The 14,570-nt window shown below is 71.1% G+C and carries 15 protein-coding genes; 6 read left to right on the top strand and 9 right to left on the bottom strand.

Features of this window, described 5'->3' with window-relative positions; all coding sequences use genetic code 11:
• Window positions 1-81 precede the first annotated feature (81 nt).
• The 5 genes from JOF36_RS36605 to JOF36_RS36585 all read right to left on the bottom strand — a co-directional run bounded on the left by JOF36_RS36605 (window position 82) and on the right by JOF36_RS36585 (window position 5,464).
• Complete coding sequence (locus tag JOF36_RS36605; RefSeq protein WP_210036827.1) at window positions 82-390, bottom strand: hypothetical protein; 309 nt, start codon at window positions 388-390, stop codon at window positions 82-84.
• Window positions 391-497: 107 nt separating this feature from the next.
• Window positions 498-644 carry a hypothetical protein gene (locus tag JOF36_RS36600; RefSeq protein WP_210036826.1) on the bottom strand — a complete coding sequence of 49 codons (147 nt, stop codon included), beginning with the start codon at window positions 642-644 and terminating at the stop codon, window positions 498-500.
• 914 nt (window positions 645-1,558) lie between these two features.
• Window positions 1,559-3,007: an ABC transporter substrate-binding protein gene (locus JOF36_RS36595; RefSeq protein ID WP_210036825.1), complete on the bottom strand. Its 1,449-nt coding sequence runs from the start codon at window positions 3,005-3,007 to the stop codon at window positions 1,559-1,561.
• Window positions 3,008-3,335: 328 nt separating this feature from the next.
• A complete protein-coding gene (locus tag JOF36_RS36590) occupies window positions 3,336-4,025 on the bottom strand; it encodes a TetR/AcrR family transcriptional regulator (protein WP_245353231.1) in 690 nt (229 codons plus the stop codon).
• 44 nt (window positions 4,026-4,069) lie between these two features.
• Window positions 4,070-5,464 (bottom strand): cytochrome P450, encoded by a 1,395-nt coding sequence (locus tag JOF36_RS36585; protein WP_245353230.1) that lies wholly within the window; start codon window positions 5,462-5,464, stop codon window positions 4,070-4,072.
• Between the two features lie 43 nt (window positions 5,465-5,507).
• On the opposite strand from JOF36_RS36585, the gene JOF36_RS36580 reads away from it, so the two are divergent.
• The 5 genes from JOF36_RS36580 (at window position 5,508) to JOF36_RS36560 (ending at window position 10,331) form a co-directional block, all read left to right on the top strand.
• Window positions 5,508-5,705 (top strand): ferredoxin, encoded by a 198-nt coding sequence (locus JOF36_RS36580; RefSeq protein ID WP_210036823.1) that lies wholly within the window; start codon window positions 5,508-5,510, stop codon window positions 5,703-5,705.
• A 61-nt stretch (window positions 5,706-5,766) separates the two neighbouring features.
• On the top strand, window positions 5,767-6,603 hold the full coding sequence (locus tag JOF36_RS36575) for a mycofactocin-coupled SDR family oxidoreductase (RefSeq protein WP_210036822.1): 837 nt from the start codon (window positions 5,767-5,769) through the stop codon (window positions 6,601-6,603).
• On the top strand, window positions 6,600-8,948 hold the full coding sequence (locus JOF36_RS36570; RefSeq protein WP_210036821.1) for a xanthine dehydrogenase family protein molybdopterin-binding subunit: 2,349 nt from the start codon (window positions 6,600-6,602) through the stop codon (window positions 8,946-8,948). Before JOF36_RS36575 ends, JOF36_RS36570 begins: the two co-directional genes overlap by 4 nt.
• Window positions 8,945-9,826, top strand: a complete 882-nt coding sequence (locus tag JOF36_RS41255; RefSeq protein WP_210036820.1) for an FAD binding domain-containing protein — start codon at window positions 8,945-8,947, stop codon at window positions 9,824-9,826. Before JOF36_RS36570 ends, JOF36_RS41255 begins: the two co-directional genes overlap by 4 nt.
• Complete coding sequence (locus JOF36_RS36560) at window positions 9,819-10,331, top strand: (2Fe-2S)-binding protein (protein ID WP_210036819.1); 513 nt, start codon at window positions 9,819-9,821, stop codon at window positions 10,329-10,331. Before JOF36_RS41255 ends, JOF36_RS36560 begins: the two co-directional genes overlap by 8 nt.
• 21 nt (window positions 10,332-10,352) lie before the next feature.
• Here the strand turns inward: JOF36_RS36560 and JOF36_RS36555 are convergent, their stop codons facing one another.
• The 4 genes from JOF36_RS36555 to JOF36_RS36540 form a co-directional block, all read right to left on the bottom strand.
• Window positions 10,353-10,970, bottom strand: a complete 618-nt coding sequence (locus JOF36_RS36555) for a response regulator transcription factor (protein WP_210036818.1) — start codon at window positions 10,968-10,970, stop codon at window positions 10,353-10,355.
• Between the two features lie 182 nt (window positions 10,971-11,152).
• Complete coding sequence (locus tag JOF36_RS36550; RefSeq protein WP_210036817.1) at window positions 11,153-12,070, bottom strand: sensor histidine kinase; 918 nt, start codon at window positions 12,068-12,070, stop codon at window positions 11,153-11,155.
• Window positions 12,071-12,116: 46 nt separating this feature from the next.
• Window positions 12,117-12,359 carry a hypothetical protein gene (locus JOF36_RS36545; RefSeq protein WP_245353228.1) on the bottom strand — a complete coding sequence of 81 codons (243 nt, stop codon included), beginning with the start codon at window positions 12,357-12,359 and terminating at the stop codon, window positions 12,117-12,119.
• A gap of 783 nt (window positions 12,360-13,142) precedes the next feature.
• Complete coding sequence (locus JOF36_RS36540; RefSeq protein WP_245353226.1) at window positions 13,143-13,931, bottom strand: hypothetical protein; 789 nt, start codon at window positions 13,929-13,931, stop codon at window positions 13,143-13,145.
• A gap of 441 nt (window positions 13,932-14,372) precedes the next feature.
• Between JOF36_RS36540 and JOF36_RS36535 the strand changes: the two genes are divergently transcribed.
• On the top strand, window positions 14,373-14,564 hold the full coding sequence (locus JOF36_RS36535; RefSeq protein WP_210036816.1) for a phosphotransferase: 192 nt from the start codon (window positions 14,373-14,375) through the stop codon (window positions 14,562-14,564).
• Window positions 14,565-14,570: the final 6 nt, after the last annotated feature.

Raw genomic sequence — 14,570 nt, 5'->3', positions numbered from 1 at the left:
ACGGTTGCTCTCCGGCACCGAGCCGGTGACCCGGTCGGGCACGGGTGTAACCGCCTGCGTGCTGGCCTCGGGTGCTGGCGTCTACGGCTCCAAGAGCCCGCTGTCCTGGTTTTCGACCGGCGGGGGCGCGACGACTTCGTCGCGGCGGTCGTTCCACGCGGTGCAGTGCACCCGTCGCCGACCCACCTGCGAACCGGTCAGGTCCCGCTCGACGAGCGCGAAGTCCGAGAACGAGATCTCGGTCCGGGCCGACTCGCCGATCAGTACCGCCTCGACCCGGTACTCAAGGTTCAGGTAGCCGTTGCGGTAGATCCCCCCGGAGCGGCGCGGCCCGATGGCCGCCCGCGCCGCCGGATCGAGCTCCGCGGACAGCTCGACGCTCACACTCATGCTCGCTCCTGACGTGTCGTTGCTGGCTCACGCGGGACCGCTCTGTGCGGGTGCCTCCACACAGCGGGGCCCCGCCGGCGGCGGGGCCCCTGCAGGGCGGGCCGCCCTCAGAAGGGCGGCTCCTCGTCGCCGAGGTCGATTCCCCAGTCGCCGGCCGGAACCGGGCCGACCTGGTCCCAGTCCTCGGTGAGCTGGGCGAAGATGAAGGAGTCGCGCTCGGTGTAGCCGTCGGCGATCTCGAGAGTGAAGGGCATCTGGGGCCTCCGGTGGTCGGTGCGGCTGGAACGCGGCGCAGCCTCAGCACACCCGTGGTGGGGCCCGCAGGGCCGGCGGGGATCCGGTGCTGGCCCGTACGGGTGAGACCGCCTACCAACCACCCGGCTCGTGGCCCGCAGCAACGGGATCCAGCAGCTGCCCGGCCGGGGACGGGCACCGGTGAGTAGCCACCCAACCGCCACGTCCGGCACTCCCACCGGCCCCGGGGGACCGGCACCGCGACCCAGCAGGACGCCACGGGCGGTATCACCCGTACGGGTCGGTGGCGGATCATCGACGCTTGCCCACCACGGGTGTGCTGACCTCCGGGCGATCCAGCCGTGCCGACCACCGGAGGCCCTACCCGCACCGCTGCCGATGCCCCCGCACCGCACCCCGCACGCCGGCACCGAGCTGGTGACCTGACCCGCGCACCCGTACCGAGTCGGTGACCCGTGATGCCCACCGGCACCGATCTGGTGACCGCTACATGCCCACCGGCACCGATCTGGCGACCTGTCCTGATCGCCCCCGCATCGGCCGACGCCTGGTGTCAGCGGCTCGCCGGGTGCGGGGAGTGTGGCGGGACGACGAGGCCGGCACGGGCGACGGCCGGCAGGCCGATTGCGGTCGGCCCGCGACCACACCGCGGGCAGACGGGGCGGCCACCACGTCGAGCAGCGGGCTCGCCGGCGCCGATGCAGCGGTTCAATGTCATGATCACGAGCTTGGGCATGGACGCCCCCTCACCTGGGCCGGCTGACCATTGCGGCTCGCCACGCCGTCCACCGCTCCGGCTCAGCGCCTCGACCCGCACACCAACCTGTGGACCGTCGCAGACGTCTGGTAAGCCCCGCGGCACTCCGCAGGCGGAGCCGGTACGGACGCGCGGGGTGTGCGATCCGGTGGCGCCTCAGTTCTGGATCCACAGCAGCTCGGGGCGCAGCGAGCCGAAGCCGTACAGGTTCAGGCCGCCGACCTGCCGGCCGCTGATGACGGAGCTGTTGTTGCGGCTCGTCCAGAAGTTCGGGCGGAGCTCGTTGAGCCGCTGCTGGACGACCTCGTAGGCGACCTTGCGATCCTCCACCGAGCTCGACGTGCGCCCTGCGAGCAGCGCGGCGTTCAGCTCGGGGTCGTCGATCCCCGTCTGGTTCGCGCGGGAACTGCCTTCGAAGGCGGTGAACAACTTGGGGTCCGGGTCCAGGAACGCCGCCGACCAGACGGTCGCGTCGAAGTCCTTCGAGGCTGCCAGCGCCGAGATCGCGGCGAACTGGACGAACTCGATCTCGACTTCGACGTAGTCGAACGCGCTCAACTGCGCCTGGATCGACTCACTGGTCCGGCTGCTCTCCGTCGACGCGCTCGATGTCACGGTGAACGACACCGGAGTGCCCTCCGCCGCCAACTCGTCGAACAGTCGCTGCGCCTCGACCTTGTCCGGCGCGGGCACCGCCACACCGGTGTTCAGCGGCGACTCCGGAGAGAACACCGAGTCCACCAGTTCGGCGGCCCCGTCGAAAGCGGATGCGTTGATCGACAGCGGATCCAGCGCCAGAGCGACGGCCCTGCGTGCCCGCACGTCGTCGAACGGAGCGCGGCGGGTGTTCATCGCCAGGTAGTTTCCGCCGCTCAACGACTGGGTTCGTACCACCAGGCCGGCCTGCTCCGCCTTCTTCAGGTTCAGCCAGTTGGACTCCAGAGCGACATCGGCACCGCCGGTGACGACGGTGTTGAGCCGCTGGCCCGCGTCGGTGCTCGGCCGGAAGGTGATCTCGTCCAGGTAGGGCCGCGGGGCATCCCAGTAGTCCGGGTTCTTCACCAGTACCAGTGCGTCCTGGCGACGCCATTCCTTCAGTGTGTACGGACCGGCCCCGATCGGGTTCTCGTCGAACGCCGGACCACCCGCGGCGATCGATTCCTTCTCCGGTACCCAGTTCAACACCGTCGACACGATCGTATTGCCGAAGTTCGGCACCGGCGCCACCATCGTCGCCCGCAAGGTGGTCGGTGAGACCACCTCGGTGCTCGCTACCAGCGCCGCCTCACCCTGGTAGCTCGTCCCCGTCGCCGGGTCCTTCACCCGATCCCAGTGCGCCTTGACGTCCGACGCCTCCAACGGGCTCCCATCGCTGAACGTCAACCCGTCTCGCAACGTCAGTACGAACGTCTTTCCGTCGTCCGTGGTGGTGAACGACGTCGCCATCGACGGCACGACCTCGTGGGTCTCCGGATCTGTCACCAGCAACGTGCCGAAGATTCCGTTCATCACCGGCGCGTTGCCGATGTTGTTGTTGCTGCCGAATGCGGGATCCAGCGTGCGCGCCTCACTGACGAGCAAGACCGTCGCCGAACCACCGGCCACCGGTTCACCGGAAGCACCACCACCGGCCGAGCCACCCGCGACACCGCCGCCACCGGCGCAGCCGCTCAGGAGCATCGCCGAGGCGACAACCGTTGCCGCACCACCTACCCACCATTTACGGAACATCGTCAACCTCTCGTGGACAGTGCACTGTGGGCACTGTGGAAGTGGATTGCCCCACTCATGCGCAGGGGTGGCCGACTGTCAGGGCCCGCAGACCGGGCGCGGTTGCGGGAGTACGCAGTTCAGGTGCCGGGCTCGACGCCACGATCTCCGGTGGGCCGCGTCGACGTGCTGCACGACCATGTCGTGCAGCCGTGTGGCGCGTTCAGATACGGGAGCGGCCCGGCACGGCGGCGGGTCGATCGAGTCCGTCGGCGATCAGGGTGAGGGCTCGCTCGAAATCGTGGAGGAGCGCTGTGGGGGTCGGAGACTCCGGCCCGGCCTCCGCGGCCAGCCAGCGGGTCAGGATGACACGCAGAGCCGAGTAGGCGGCGGCAGCGCAGATCTCCGGGTAGAGGGGGTCGCTCTCGTCGACCCCGCTGTCGGTGAGGCGTTCGCTGATCGCCTCTGCCATGTCGTGCTCGTGCCGGACGATGAAGGCGAGTCGGAACGGCATCAGCGACGGGGCGTCCCGGATGGCGCGCAAGGCCTTCGCGCGCACCGGATCGGTCGCCTTGACGCCGTCGAAGACGGTGACCACGGCGCCGTACAGGGCCTGGAGCACGGACTCGCCCGGCGGCCGCGCCCGGAAGGCGGCGAGGAGAGCCTCCGCGTTGTCGGCCATCGTGGCCACCAGGGCCTCTTCCTTGGTGGGGAAGTGATGGAAGAAGGTTCGCTGAGCGATGTCGGCCTGTGCGGCGATCTGGTCGATCGTGACCTTCTCGACGCCCTGCTCGGCGACCACCTGCAGAACCGCATCGAGTACGGCGGCGCGGGTCGCTCGCTTCTTCCGGTCCCGGCGTCCGACCGTCGCGACGGACTCGGCAGCCGCGCGGGGCGGCTCGGTCGCCGGCATCCTCGTCTCCTCCCGTGAGTGACCCGATGGTAGCGCCCGGTCCGCTAGCGACCCGGGCCCGCATCGGTGGGTCGGGACCAGGTCACGGGGAGGGAGTGGGCTCCGAACACGATCATGTTGTTGCGGAGGGCGACTTCGTCGACGGGGACCGCGAGGCGGAGGTCGGGCAACCTGGTCAGCAACTCGGTGAAAGCGACGCGCATCTCGATTCGAGCGAGTTGCTGGCCGAGGCACTGGTGGATGCCGTGACCGAAGCCGAGATGCGAGATGCGACCGCGGGAGAAGTCGAGATCGTCCGGGTCAGGGAACACCGATGGATCACGGTTGGTCACCATCAAGCTGACCATGACCGTGCTGCCCTCGGGGATGACGGTGTCGTCGACGGTCACGTCCTCGGTCGCGACCCGGGTCAGGAAACCGCTGATGCTCAGATACCGCATCAGTTCCTCCACCCCGGTTTCGATCAGCGACGGATCCGCGCGCAACGCGGCGAGCTGCTCGGGATTCTGGAGCAGGCCCAGCGTGCCGAGCGCGATCATGTTGGCGGTGGTCTCGTGCCCTGCGCCGAGCAGGACCAGACCGATGTCGGCGAGCTGCCGGTCGTTGAGGGGAGGGTCTGCCTCGAGCAGGCCGGACAACAGGTCGTCGGCGGGGCGTTCGCGTTTCTGCGCGACCAGTCGGGTCATGAATTCGTACTGGGCCCGGGTGGCGGCGGCCTTCTCCTCATCGGTCGTGTCGAGGTTGAGCGGGGTCGCCGTGTTGGCCTGGAACTCGTCGTGATCGGCGTAGTCGACGCCGAGTAGCTCGCAGATCATCAGCGAGGGGATCGGGAGTGCGTAGGCGGTCACCAGGTCGGCGCTCGTACCGGCCGCCTTCATGGCCTCGATGTGCTCGATCGCGATCTCGCGGACCCGCTCCTCGAGCGCCTTCATCCGGCGGACGGTGAACTGCCCGGTCAGGAGTTTGCGCAGGCGGGTGTGTTCGGGCGGGTCCATGAAGATGAACATGCCGTCCTCGCGAGCGGTGACGGGACGGGACTCCTGCGGTGCGCTGCCGGGACGGGGTGCCAGCGCGGCATCGGGATGGCGGACCCGGTCGGAGCTGAACCGCGTGTCCGACAGCACGGCGCGGGCCTGCGCGACCTCGGTGACGAGGAAGACCTCGACGCCGGTCTGCAGGGTGAACTTCTGAACGGCGCCCTCGCCCCGGCGGCGTTCGAGGCCCGGGGCCGGAGTGAAGGGGTGTCCGGGGGTTCGTTCGACCATGTCGGAGGGGACTATCCGGCGCAGTTCGATCAAGTTGCCGCGTGCGTCGTCCTTCGCCTTCGGCGCGGGTGCGTTGGTCGGCATGGATGACTCCTCGGGTGATTCGCAGCCTCGGTGTGGACACGGCAAGGCTAGTCGGTTGAGGCAGAAACTGCACCATTGCAGTTTCTGCATCGTTCTGTTTGGGTGATGGTGCTCATACGGGACGGAGGGGCAGATGAGGATCGAGGTCCACTGGGATCGGTGCATCGGTGCGGGGCAGTGCGTGATGGCCGCCGCCGAGGTGTTCGACCAGGACGACGACGAGGGATACGTCCTGCTCCTCGACGCGACCCCGCAGGAGTCACTGACCGAGGCGTCCCGGCACGCCGCGAGGTTGTGCCCCGCCTCGGCGATCCAGCTCCACGACGAATGACGGCACGTCCACCCGGCCGGTTCCCCGGCGCATTCATGACCGACACAGAAGTGAGGAACTCATGACCGGACGACTCGAGGGAAAGGTCGCCTTCGTCACCGGGGCGGCCCGCGGTCAGGGCCGTAGCCACGCGGTGCGGCTGGCGGAGGAAGGGGCCGACATCATCGCCGTGGACATCTGCGAGCAGCTGCCTCAGGTGACCAACGACGGTTCCACCCCCGAAGACCTCAAGGAGACGATCCGGTTCGTCGAGCAACTCGACCGGCGGATCATCGCCACCGAGACCGACGTGCGTGACCTCGACACGCTCACCGCCGCGGTCGCCGACGGTGTCACCCAGCTCGGCCGGCTGGACATCGTGGTGGCGAACGCGGGCATCGGCAGCAGCGGTGCCGTACTGCACGAGATGACGCCGTCGCGGTGGCAGGACACGATCGACATCAACCTCACCGGCGTCTGGCACACGGTCAAAGCGTCCGTGCCGCACCTCATCGAGGGGGGCCGTGGCGGCTCGATCGCGCTGACCAGCTCGGCGGGCGGGCTGAAGGGCAGCAGGAACATCGGGCACTACATCGCCGCGAAGCACGGGGTGATCGGGATGATGCGCACGCTCGCCCTCGAGCTCGGCGAGTACAACATCCGGGTCAACGCCGTCTGCCCCACTCAGGTCGCCTCGCCGATGCTGCTCAACGAGTGGACGTACCGGGTCTTCTGCCCGGATCTGGAGCACCCGACGAAGGAGGACTTTGCCGCGCGGTCCCAGGGCACCCACGTCCTGCCGACCCCGTGGGTGGAGTGCGTCGACGTCAGCAACGCGATCCTGTTCCTCGCCTCCGACGAGGGGCGGTTCATCACCGGTGTCCCGCTGCCCGTCGATGCGGGCAACCTGATCAAGTGACCGGCGCCGCCCGCTACGTCGGCGCACGGGTCCCCCGGGTCGAGGACCACCGGCTACTCACGGGCCGGGGTACCTACGTCGCGGACGTCTCCCGGCCCGGGATGCTGCACTGCGCCTTCGTCCGCAGCCCGATCGCCCGGGCCACGATCGGCGCGATCGACACCACCGAGGCCCTCGCCCTGCCCGGTGTGGTCGCCGTGCACTTCGCCGCGGACCTCGCCGCGCACGCCCACCCGATCCGCTACGCGGGGGAGGACCCGGCGTCCGCCGCGATCCCCCCGTTGCTCGCCGCGGACGAGGTCCGGTTTGTCGGGGACCCGGTCGCCCTGGTCGTGGCCGAGGACCGCTACGTCGCGGAGGACGCGGCCGGGCTGGTCGGGGTCGAGTACGAGCCGCTCGCCCCGGTCGTCGGGCTCACCGAGGCGCTCACGGCGGAGAACATCGTCCATCCGGACCGTGCGGGCAACTCGGACAACTCGGGTAATTCGAACAACATCGCCCTGCGGGTGACCCCCCGCCCACTGGAGGACGTCGACGAGGCCTTCGCCGGCGCCGCGCACGTCGTCCGGGCGACGATCCACGAGCACGCGCACGCGCCGGTCCCGCTCGAGACGCGTGGGCTGGTAGCCCAGTGGTCGGCCGGCGAGCTCACCGTGTGGGCCTCGTCGCAGGCCGCGCACGAGGCGCGCTCGGTCGCGGCCCAGCTGCTCGGGCTCCCCGAGCACCAGGTCCGGGTGATCGTCCGGGACACGGGCGGCGGCTTCGGCCTGAAGGTCGCGCCCGTCCGGGAGGAGCTCTGCGTGCTGGTCGCGGCGCGACGCTCGCCCGCAGCCCTGTCGTGGATCGAGGACCGGACGGAGAACCTCACGGCCGGGGGACAGGCGCGGCACGAACGGGGCGAGGTCGCGCTCGCCTTCACCGCAGACCACACCCTGGCCTGCGCGACCCTGCGCCACGTCCAGGACAACGGCGCCTACCCGACGTCCGGCTCGGTCCGGACGGGGCCTGCGGCGGGGATGATGTTCCCCGGCCCGTACCGGCTGCCGCTGAGCCGGTTCGAGCACACCTCGGTGTTCACCAACACCGCGGGCCGCGTCGCCTACCGGGGGCCGTGGGCTTTCGAGACCCTGGCCCGGGAGACGTCGCTGGACATCGCCTCGCGGCGGATGGGCGTCGACCCGATCGAGCTGCGCAGGCGCAACCTGCTGCGGCTCGACGAGCTGCCGGTCATCAACCCGCACGGCATGCCCTACAGCCACATGACACCGGCCGAGACCTACGAGAAGGCGCTCGAGATCCTGGACCTCGAGGAGTTCCGGCGGCTGCAGGCGGCGGCCCGTCTGCAGGGACGCCACCTGGGGATGGGCACGAGCACCTACTGCGAGCCGACCTCGCCCGGGGTCGGGCACCACGGCAGCGAGGGCGCGGTCCTGCGGATCGACCCGTCGGGGACCGTCACCGTCCTGGTGGCGGGCGGTTCCGCGGGCAACAGCCTGGAGACGGCCGCGGTGCAGCTCACCGCGGACGCGCTCGGCATGCGGATCGAGGACGTCCGGACGATCCAGGGCGACACGGCGCTGACCCCGTTCGGTGCCGGTACCGGCGGAAGCCGCAGCGGCTCGATGCTCGCCGGCGCGATCGGCACGACGGCGGCCGCCCTGCGGGCGCGGTTGCTCGCCGTCGCCGCGCACGTGCTGGAGGCGTCCGTGGACGACCTCGACCTCGCCGACAGCCGGGTGTCGGTCCGCGGCACGCCCGGGGTGACCCTGTCGGTCGCCGACATCGCCGAGATCGCCCACCACCATCCCGAGCGCCTGCCCGCCGGGCTCTCGCCCGGGCTCGAGGAGTCGGGTCGCTACCGCGCCGAGTCCCCGGTGATCTGGTCCAACGCCGCCCACGTCTGCACCTGTGAGGTGGACGTCCGGACCGGACAGGTGACCCTGCTGCGCTACATCGTTGCCGAGGACTGCGGGAAGGTCGTCAACCCGGCGGTGGTCGAGGGCCAGATCGCGGGCGGCGTCGTGCAGGGCATCGGCGGCGTCCTGCTCGAACACCTGGCCTACGACGCCGACGGCACTCCACGGGCGACGACGTTCATGGACTACCTGCTGCCCACCACGACGGACGTCTCGATGATCGAGTACGGGCACGTCGAGTCCCCGGCCCCCGGACCGGGCGGCATCAAGGGCGTCGGTGAGGGCGGCGCGATCGGCGCCCCACCCGCCGTCGTCAATGCCGTCGCGGATGCCCTGGCCCCCTTCGGGGCCGAGATCACCCAGCTCCCGCTGACCCCCGAGGCCGTCCTCGACCTCGTCGAGGCCGGCGAGCGGGTGGCGACGCCGTGAAGCCGCCGCCGTTCACCTATCACCGGCCGGAGACCACGGAGGAGGCCGTCGCGTTGCTCGCCGAGCTCGGAGAGGAGGCGAAGCCGCTCGCGGGTGGGCAGAGCCTGATCCCACTGTTGGCGTTGCGGCTCACCGCGTTCGACCACCTGATCGACGTGGGGCGGATCCCCGAGCTCGCGGGTGTCGCGCTCGATGTGGGCGGGGAGACGGTCCGCGTCGGCGCCGCGACCCGGCAGGCGACCGTCCAGCGGTCGCACGTGGTCCGGACCGCCCTGCCGCTCCTCGCACGGGCGACCGTGCACATCGGACACCGGCAGATCCGCAACCGGGGCACGTTCGGCGGGGCGGTCGCCCACGCCGACCCGGCCGGAGAGTCCCCGACGGCCGCGCTCACGCTGGACGCCGTCATCGAGGCGCGGTCGCCCCGCGGCACCCGGACCATCCCGACCGCGGACTTCTTCACCGGCACGTGGAGCACCGTCCTCGAGCCGGACGAACTGCTGACCGCGGTCGAGCTACCGGTATGGAGCGGGCGTAGCGGTTTCGCGGTGCGTGAGTTCGCCCGCAGGAGCGGCGACTTCGCGATCGCGGGGGCGATGGTCGGCGTCGAGCTCGATCCGGACGACCGGGTGCGTCGCTGTCGCATAGGCCTGTTCGGACTCGGCCGGCAACCCGAGCGGGGGTTCGGCGCGGAGGAGTCGGCGACGGGCACGGCGGTGGCCGACATCGATCCTGACGAGCTCGGCACAGCGGTGACCGATGCCCTGGACGGGATCCGCGGGGACCTACACGGATCGGTGCGTTACCGGCGCCGGATCGGTGCCGTGATGATGTCGCGGGCCTGGAGCGCCGCGGTCGAGGAGGCACTGCATGACTGAGCGCGACGTCGCGATGCGGGTCAACGGGCGCGCCTACCGGGCCCGGGTGGCCGACCGGCTCACGCTGGCGGACCACCTACGCCAGAACTGCCACCTCACCGGCACCCACCTCGGGTGCGAGCACGGCGTGTGCGGGACCTGCACCGTCCTGGTCGACGGGGCAGACGTGCGTGGCTGCCTGACCCTCGCCGTCCAGGCGGACGGTGCAGAGGTCACGACCGTGGAGGGGATCGGAGGACCGGACGCCGACAGCGATCTCTCGCTCGTGCAGGAGGCGTTCCGCCGTCACCACGGCCTGCAGTGCGGCTTCTGCACGCCGGGCTTCGTGGTGACCGTGACCGCCTTCCTGCGGGAGAACCCCGACCCCTCGGACGAGGAGATCCGCGACGCCCTGTCCGGCAACCTGTGCCGCTGCACCGGATACCAGGGCATCATCCGCGCGGTGCGAGACGCCGCGGACGCCGCCGGACGAGGGGAGACCGAGTCCTCGTCCCTCGAGGCGTGACAGATCTGCTGGGCCCGGGCTTCACAGCCAGCCTCGTTCGCGCGCGAGCCGGGCGGCGTCGTGCCGGGTCCGGGCGCCGGTCTTCTGCATCGCGCTGGAGAGGTAGTTGCGCACGGTGCCGGGGGCGAGGTGCAGTCTGCGTGCGATGTGCCTGACCGAGTAGCCCTCGCGGGTCTCGAGCAGCGTGTCGAGCTCGCGGTCGGTGAGCGGGCAGTCGTCGACGACGGAGGCCTCGAAGACCTCGTGGGCGATCCAGCGTCGCCCGGCATGCAGCTCGTGGACGACCCCGACGATCTCCTCGGGATCGGCGCTCTTGCTCATGAACCCCTGCACACCGAGCTTCAGCGCCCGCCGCAGGACACCTGGCCGGGCGTGCCGGGTGAGCATGAGGACGGTCTGGCCGGGGCGCTCGTCGGTGATCGCGGTGACTGCTTCGAGGCCGTTCATGCCGGGCATCTCGAGGTCGATGACGAGCACGTCGGGGCGGTGCCGCAGGGTCACGTCCACCGCGTCGGCACCGTTCTCGGGCTGTGCGACGACCGTGATGGTGCCGTCGAGAGGAAGTAGCGATGCCAGTGCGGCGCGCAGGAGGTTCTCGTCGTCGGCGAGGACGATCCGGATCGGGTCATCGCCGGTCATCACGCCCCCCGTCGTGGTCGGCGGGCGACAGCGATGAGTCAGCGGCGCACCGGGGGGCGAGGTCCGCGGCGACGCGAAGTGTCCCGGCGTTCGTGTGATCCGCAGGGAGCCTCCGGTGGTCTCCACCCGGTCGCGCAGGCGGGCGAGCCCGCGCAGGTCGGGTTCCCCCGCCGGCTCGGCGGTCACTCCGTCGTTGGCGATCTCCAGCCGGGTCGGCGACGTGGTGATCGATACGATCGTCGGGCGGCGTGGCGGAGCAGGTTCGTGGTGGCCTCGCGCAGCACCTGGGCCAGGAGCGGGTGTGCGACTGCTCGGTCGCCGGGGTCGTGGTGGGCCTCGACGGCGATCCCCGTCGCCTCGCAGATGCGTGTGGCGTTCTCGAGTTCGGTGGCCAGGTTCAGCTCGTGGCGCGCGTAGGCGAGCTCTCTCGTCTTGGCGATGGCGTCATCGACGAGCTGCCGGATCTCGACGAGTTCGGCATCGGCACGATCGGGATCGGTGCGGACCATGGTCTGTGCGTGGGCGGTCTTCAGCTTGATCACGTGCAGGGAATGCCCCTGGATGTCGTGCAGGTCGCCGGCGAACCGCACTCGCTCGCGAGCGGTGGCCAACTCCGCTTCCGTTCCCTGCGCGCGTTTCAGGCGTCGCACGATGAGCCACGCCTGCTCGCTCGCGATGATGACGCAGGCGACGAACAGCGTGCCCACGGCCGGGAGGACGACGTAGGCGCTCGCGAGCGACCAGGCCGGCGGGTGGGTGAGCAGCGCTGTGGCACCCATCAGAGCGACACCCAGCGAGAAGGCGACGACGGAGAGCAGCTTGCGGTTCGGCAGCCGTGCCAGTAGGAGCACTCCCACCAGAGCGAACGGCACGAAGTTGATCGGGCTGCTGGTGGTGAGGGCGCCGACGAGCCAGTTGGCGCCGGTGAACATGAGGGCGAAGACGGCGCGACGCGGATACCCGTCCAGATTCAATTCCCTGAGCACGCCGAGGGCCAGCAGCAACCCCGTCGCGATGATCAGCCCCTCCCACCAGGAGGTCGCCGTGAGCGCGACGCCGACGATGCACAGTGGAGCGATCGCGGCGACCGCGCCGGTCATCGCGATCCGGTCGTGCGGTGGCCGTGTGGCCCCGGGGGTGCGGGGGTCAGTGACCCGGCTCGGCTTCCTCGGGCTCGGCCTCGGTGATCTCGATGTTGTAGGCGACCTCGAGCGGCAGTGCCGCCGCGATGCGGTGCTCGCCGTCGCAGCCCAGGCAAGGCACGACCTCGCCGACCTCGTGGGTGCCGGGCACGAAGCTGCCCGCGTCGGTGCACCCGTCAGCGAACTCGACCATCGTGGTGTCGCTGAGCAGCAGCCCGTCGTCGTTGATGCGGAGCTTCTCGGCCATCTCGGATACCTCCGTGTGCTCGGTCGGTGCGGCTGGAACGCGGCGCAGCCCCAGCACGGCCCGGGGCGGGGCCCGTAGGGCCGGCGGGAACCCGGTGCTGGCCCGCCCGGTGTGAGACCGCCTCCCGGCCACGGCAAACCCGGCCACCCCGCCGGTGGCTACGCAGGCCCACAACCTGGGGCCGGGCGGGGTGACTACAGGCGGATCAGGGCCGTGCCGGACCTGGTCGGGGACGGGCGCACTGGCACCGGATGTCGACCTCCCTGTTCGAGGGCGGTATCGCCCGGGCGGGTCGGCGGCGGGTTATCGGCGCGTAGCCCGCCCCGGGGTGTGCTGACCTTCGGGCGGTCCAGTCGCACCGACCGAGCACACGACCGATCCCGGCGTGCCGACTCCACTCGGAGATCTGGGTGGTCAGGGTGGCGGTAGGAGTGTGGCGCCTTCTCGGGGTGCGGCCTGGGCGGGCGCGGAGTGGAAGCGGCGGCCGCGCTCAGCCAGCTCGTCCCAGGCGGCATCCCCCAGCCGGGGCCCGAGCGTCCCGCCGGCGGGGCCGGTGATGGCGAGGACGTCGCTGGGGGGTGGGCCGTATCCGGGGCGCGGTCGCGGCCAGGTCGGGTTCGATCTCGAGCACCGGCCGCACGCCCGGGTATCCGGCCGCGATCTGGTGGATCAGCCCGGTGGTGCCGGGAAGGTGCGTGGCGCACCAGCGGGCCAGTGCGCCCGCGACGTCAGTGACACCACGTACCACCTTCCACGGTCAGTGAACTGTCCAAGCTCGGGCGGTCAGAAGGGGGCGCGGCCGTTGACGCGCCAGATCGCGGCCGCGTCGAGCAGCTCGGCGGCCATCGAGTCGCCCCAGCCCTGGGCCACGCGCAGCGCGAACACCGCCTGCTGCTGGTCGAGGGTGCCGCCCCGGCCGCCGAGGAACTCCAGCAGCTCATCGATGTCGACGTCGTCGGCATCGGCCCTGGTCTGGATCGTGGCCGGTCCGCGGCGCAGCCCGCGGCGCAGCCGCCGGGCATCCCGCGTGGCCTGGACCGCGGAGCGCAACGCGGCGCGATTCCCCGCCCGGATCGACGGGTCGATCGCCTGGCTGGCCCAGTGCCGCCAGATCCGGGTGGTCGAGGGCACCGCTGCCAGCAGCGCTTCGGCTGCGTAGGGGCCGGCGGTGAACCCGCCCCTGCCCTGGGGCGCGGCCGGAATGGGCCCGTAGCCGGCGTGAGGGTCACCGTCGAGGACGTCCTGGCCGGTGCAGAACGGCTCCCGACAGGGCTCGCCGTGCTCGGCGCCGCACTCGGTGCAGCCCGCGGGCAGCGGCGCCACCCCGAGCACCGTCACGGCCCCGTTGTCCGGGTCGTCGGGGTCGAGCTGTCCGTAGCGGCCACAGCGTCGGCAGGCCACCGTCTGGTGCTCGCTCCAGACGGGGTCGGCCACCATCCGGCCGTGGCGGTCTGCTGCCTGCAGGGCCGCGGACGTGATCGAACACGGGCACCGGTGCAGGGTGACCCGGTCGGGCAGGAACTGGCCCAGCGCCGGTTCCTCGCCGCGGGTGTGGTGGTCGGTGGTGCTCATGTGCTGCCTCCAGGTCGTGTCAGCGGGTGGTGACAGCGCCGTGCCGGCCCGGACCGGGGCGGGGCCGGGCGGGGGTTCGCCGCTGGCCCATCCGGTGTGGGATCACCTGCCTGCCCGCCGGCGGTCGGCCTACCCGGGGTGGTGATCCCGCCCGGATGGTGTCGGCGAGCGGTTCATCGCCCTGCGGGCCCCGCCCCGGGGCGGGCATCGTGCAGGCGGTCACCACCGCCACGACCCCTGGTGGCAACACCCCGTCCCGGCCCTAGACGTAGACCGGGTCAGATCAGCTCCACGGCCACGGCCACGGCCACGGCCTCGGGCTCGTCGGGTGGGCTGTTGATGCCGGGCCGGTACTCGATGCGTTCCGCCCGCCCGTGCGGATTCTCGGCGGCCCCGCCGGTAGGGGCTTCTTGTGCTCGTGTCGTCCGGCAAGCTGGCGCCGTGATCGACCTCAGCCCGTGGCTCGGTCTCAGCGTGGTGGCACCACTCGGCGGCGGCCATCGGAACGACGTGTACGAGGTGCGCGGCCATGACCGTCTGGTCGCGCGGCGTACTAGTCGGTCAGCTCCGGCCTTGGACCGGGAACTCGATCTGATGGAGTTCCTTGAACGCCACGGGTTCGTAGTTCCTTGACCGGGC

It is taken from the genome of Pseudonocardia parietis, assembly GCF_017876315.1.
Classification (GTDB): Bacteria; Actinomycetota; Actinomycetes; order Mycobacteriales; family Pseudonocardiaceae; genus Pseudonocardia; species Pseudonocardia parietis.
Note: the sequence above shows the minus strand (reverse complement) of the source record. Positions and strands in the feature narration are given on the sequence as shown.

Coding starts and splice junctions, on each gene's coding strand:
- JOF36_RS36550 (WP_210036817.1), bottom strand. CDS start 12,070: ATGACCGGCGCGGTCGCCGCGATCGCTCCACTGTGCATCGTCGGCGTC.
- JOF36_RS36590 (WP_245353231.1), bottom strand. CDS start 4,025: ATGCCGGCGACCGAGCCGCCCCGCGCGGCTGCCGAGTCCGTCGCGACG.
- JOF36_RS36575 (WP_210036822.1), top strand. CDS start 5,767: ATGACCGGACGACTCGAGGGAAAGGTCGCCTTCGTCACCGGGGCGGCC.
- JOF36_RS36560 (WP_210036819.1), top strand. CDS start 9,819: ATGACTGAGCGCGACGTCGCGATGCGGGTCAACGGGCGCGCCTACCGG.
- JOF36_RS36605 (WP_210036827.1), bottom strand. CDS start 390: ATGAGTGTGAGCGTCGAGCTGTCCGCGGAGCTCGATCCGGCGGCGCGG.
- JOF36_RS36585 (WP_245353230.1), bottom strand. CDS start 5,464: ATGCAGAAACTGCAATGGTGCAGTTTCTGCCTCAACCGACTAGCCTTG.
- JOF36_RS36580 (WP_210036823.1), top strand. CDS start 5,508: ATGAGGATCGAGGTCCACTGGGATCGGTGCATCGGTGCGGGGCAGTGC.
- JOF36_RS36540 (WP_245353226.1), bottom strand. CDS start 13,931: ATGAGCACCACCGACCACCACACCCGCGGCGAGGAACCGGCGCTGGGC.
- JOF36_RS36545 (WP_245353228.1), bottom strand. CDS start 12,359: ATGGCCGAGAAGCTCCGCATCAACGACGACGGGCTGCTGCTCAGCGAC.
- JOF36_RS36600 (WP_210036826.1), bottom strand. CDS start 644: ATGCCCTTCACTCTCGAGATCGCCGACGGCTACACCGAGCGCGACTCC.
- JOF36_RS36555 (WP_210036818.1), bottom strand. CDS start 10,970: ATGACCGGCGATGACCCGATCCGGATCGTCCTCGCCGACGACGAGAAC.